The following is a 2,478-nucleotide window of genomic DNA, read 5'->3' as shown; positions in this document are numbered from 1 at the left end:
CGGTTGATCAGTGAAGTTGAGGTAAATATACAAAACGTATTATTACCAGTCAATACTATTTGTATTAAAAAATACGAGGCCGTATTGATTACAAGAAAAGGAAGGGAGTTTTAGACACAAAAAAACCCGCACTGAGCGGGCTTGGTAGGCAAAGAGTATTTCGCAGTTCAGATGCGAATGGACATAGAACTATTTCATGACGCACATCTTTAAGGATTGATCGCACTTGAATTTATCAGGGCATTCGAAAGAGAAGCTGCATTTCTCAGATCCGAAAGTTCGAACCTCAACGCCGGACCTTGGAGAGCTAAGAGTGCGGCGGCCATACTCATCAACCTTAGCGGCACAGCTGCCGTAAACACTACCCATAGGCTTTACGCAGGCATTGCCATAGCCGCACTGGCTGTCGCTAGTGCAAGCAGACGGCTTTACTGCTGGCGAAGAGCGACCAGTCATTGCTGGCTGGTAGCTTGGTGCACCCCCCAGATATCCCTGCATAAAAGAATTTAGAAGCATGGCGTTAACTGCATCGCTTCTAGCTTGCTCCGCTTTTTTGCTGGACTGGGCAGCCTGTTGGCGAGCATACAAATCAGGCTTAGGCACGGGTAAATTGTAGATCCTAAGGTTCTTGATGGCAGTCTGGTTTCCCCATCGCGCCGCCAGGGTCAGCCAAGACTGCGCAGCCTCGGTATACCCCTTTTTCATTTGGATTATAGCGAGATTGTTCATTGCGGGAGGATAGCCTTGCCTAGCGGCTTTTATGTACCACTGAGAGGCTTGGTCGGTATTTTTGGCGGTGGACCCGAGACCATGATGCCAAAGCAGGCCAAGGCCGTATTGTGACAAATAGTGGTCATTGGATATGTTCCATTGATGGGCGGCGTGATCGTATTTTCCGCTGGAGTAATGAGACATTCCTTGGTCGTGCGGCGCGAGCGCGCAACCGGTTAAAATTACCCCCAGCAGTAGAACTAAAATCCCTTTCATTGCGTCTTAAATCCTTTAAATATCGCCCATCACGACTTTTACGGCTCGCCCAATGATGCGGAGTTGGTCGAAATTATGGTTGGAGATTATCTCATCTTGATAGGCAGGATTTGCCTTGTTGTCAGAGCTGATAATCCATGCTCCGTCCATGCGCTTGATAAGGCGCTTAACGCGCAGTTCGTTATCTACAGCGATTGCGTAGACGTTGCCTGATGCTGGCTTCTGGTCGGCAGTGTTCACCAGGAGCATGTCGCCTTCATGTAGGCGAGGCATCATAGAGTCACCAATGACTGAAACTACAACAAGCCGATCTTTGGAGTACTGCTTTTCCTGAATCCAGTCTTGGGAAATGGGCACCCAGTCCGTAACCCGTTCCATGTCTATATGCGTGCCGTTTCCAGCTGCAAGCTCTACATCGAGGACAGGAATCTGATTGTATTGAGGGACTGGAGATAAAGACGGGTAGGGCTCAGCATCTTGCTCCCCTTCTGTGAGCCAGCCAACAGGCACGCCGAAAGCTTTCGCTATAGCAATCAACTCTTCTTCCGATGGCGATCGCTCGCCTTCTTCTATGTCCTGAACGTCTTGCTCAGGTACGCCGGAATTCTGGGATAGCTCAGAAGTCGTAAGGTATCGCTCAATTCGCAGAGCGCGAATCCTAGTGCCTTCCGTATTGGAGTCGAAAAGCTCCTCAAGGGAGACCTGTAGCTGCTTAGCAAGAGCTATAGCCTGATCAGACGACAGCTTTCGTCGACCGGTAAAGTAATGACCAACGGCACCCTGAGTCTTAACCCCCAAAGTGTCACACAACATGGCCTGAGTTAGCCCCAGGCTTTTCATGCGCTTTTTCGCGCGATCCTGCCAAGTATCCATGACCACATCATACGCTACGTATTGGGTGGAATTAAGTAAAGATTGCTGGTTGCACATTGATAATACCTTTTGTATTATTCGTATTAACTAATACGGAGGCTCATCATGACTCTTGATGAATACATTAAAAAATTTCCTCGCCACGAGAGAAGCAAGATACGTAGCGATTTAGCCTCTCGTCTTGGCTGCACCGTTGCGACGATCACCCATTACGCAAATGGAATCCGAAACTTCCCGCCAGAGCTAAAGAAGGTCGAGTCTGTAGAGGCTCTTACTGGCGGCGAAGTGACTCGGTATGACCTATTGCCGCTAACGTACGGCCTCGCTCCCCAACAAGCAGCATAGCAAAGGAACTTGCCATGAATCGTAAAGAGAAACTCACCGAAGGCCTGAAAACCAACGTCACCGAATTTTATCGCGATGCGTTTGAGCTGATCGCTGAGATGGAAGGCTACGACAATGCCAGTGCCCTGCTGCGCCATCTTGTGACCTCCACTGTTGACGAAAAAGTTAAGTACTTCTCGAAGTTTAGAGACTTGGTAGGTGATGAAAAGCTCTCTTTGGGTTCTGAGAGTTCTCAGGGGTCATTTACTCAATTCATGCGCGTCATGGAGCAGG

4 protein-coding genes are annotated in these 2,478 nt (G+C 49.0%); 2 read left to right on the top strand and 2 right to left on the bottom strand.

The genetic code is table 11. The features are described from left to right. Positions 1 to 189: 189 nt before the first annotated feature. Positions 190 to 987 (bottom strand): tetratricopeptide repeat protein, encoded by a 798-nt coding sequence (locus tag ABYW01_RS19295; RefSeq protein ID WP_372835968.1) that lies wholly within the window; start codon positions 985 to 987, stop codon positions 190 to 192. 15 nt (positions 988 to 1,002) lie between these two features. Continuing rightward, positions 1,003 to 1,917, bottom strand: a complete 915-nt coding sequence (locus tag ABYW01_RS19290) for a helix-turn-helix domain-containing protein (protein WP_372835966.1) — start codon at positions 1,915 to 1,917, stop codon at positions 1,003 to 1,005. A gap of 48 nt (positions 1,918 to 1,965) precedes the next feature. Between ABYW01_RS19290 and ABYW01_RS19285 the strand changes: the two genes are divergently transcribed. Beyond that, positions 1,966 to 2,205 carry a YdaS family helix-turn-helix protein gene (locus ABYW01_RS19285; RefSeq protein WP_372835965.1) on the top strand — a complete coding sequence of 80 codons (240 nt, stop codon included), beginning with the start codon at positions 1,966 to 1,968 and terminating at the stop codon, positions 2,203 to 2,205. A gap of 14 nt (positions 2,206 to 2,219) precedes the next feature. Beyond that, positions 2,220 to 2,478, top strand: a 259-nt coding sequence (locus ABYW01_RS19280; protein ID WP_372835963.1) for a hypothetical protein, incomplete at its 3' end; no start/stop codon positions are given.

Origin of the sequence: Pontibacterium sp. (assembly GCF_041587635.1) — a bacterium.
Classification (GTDB): Bacteria; Pseudomonadota; Gammaproteobacteria; order Pseudomonadales; family Balneatricaceae; genus Pontibacterium.
This window is presented reverse-complemented; position numbering and strand designations above follow the sequence as displayed.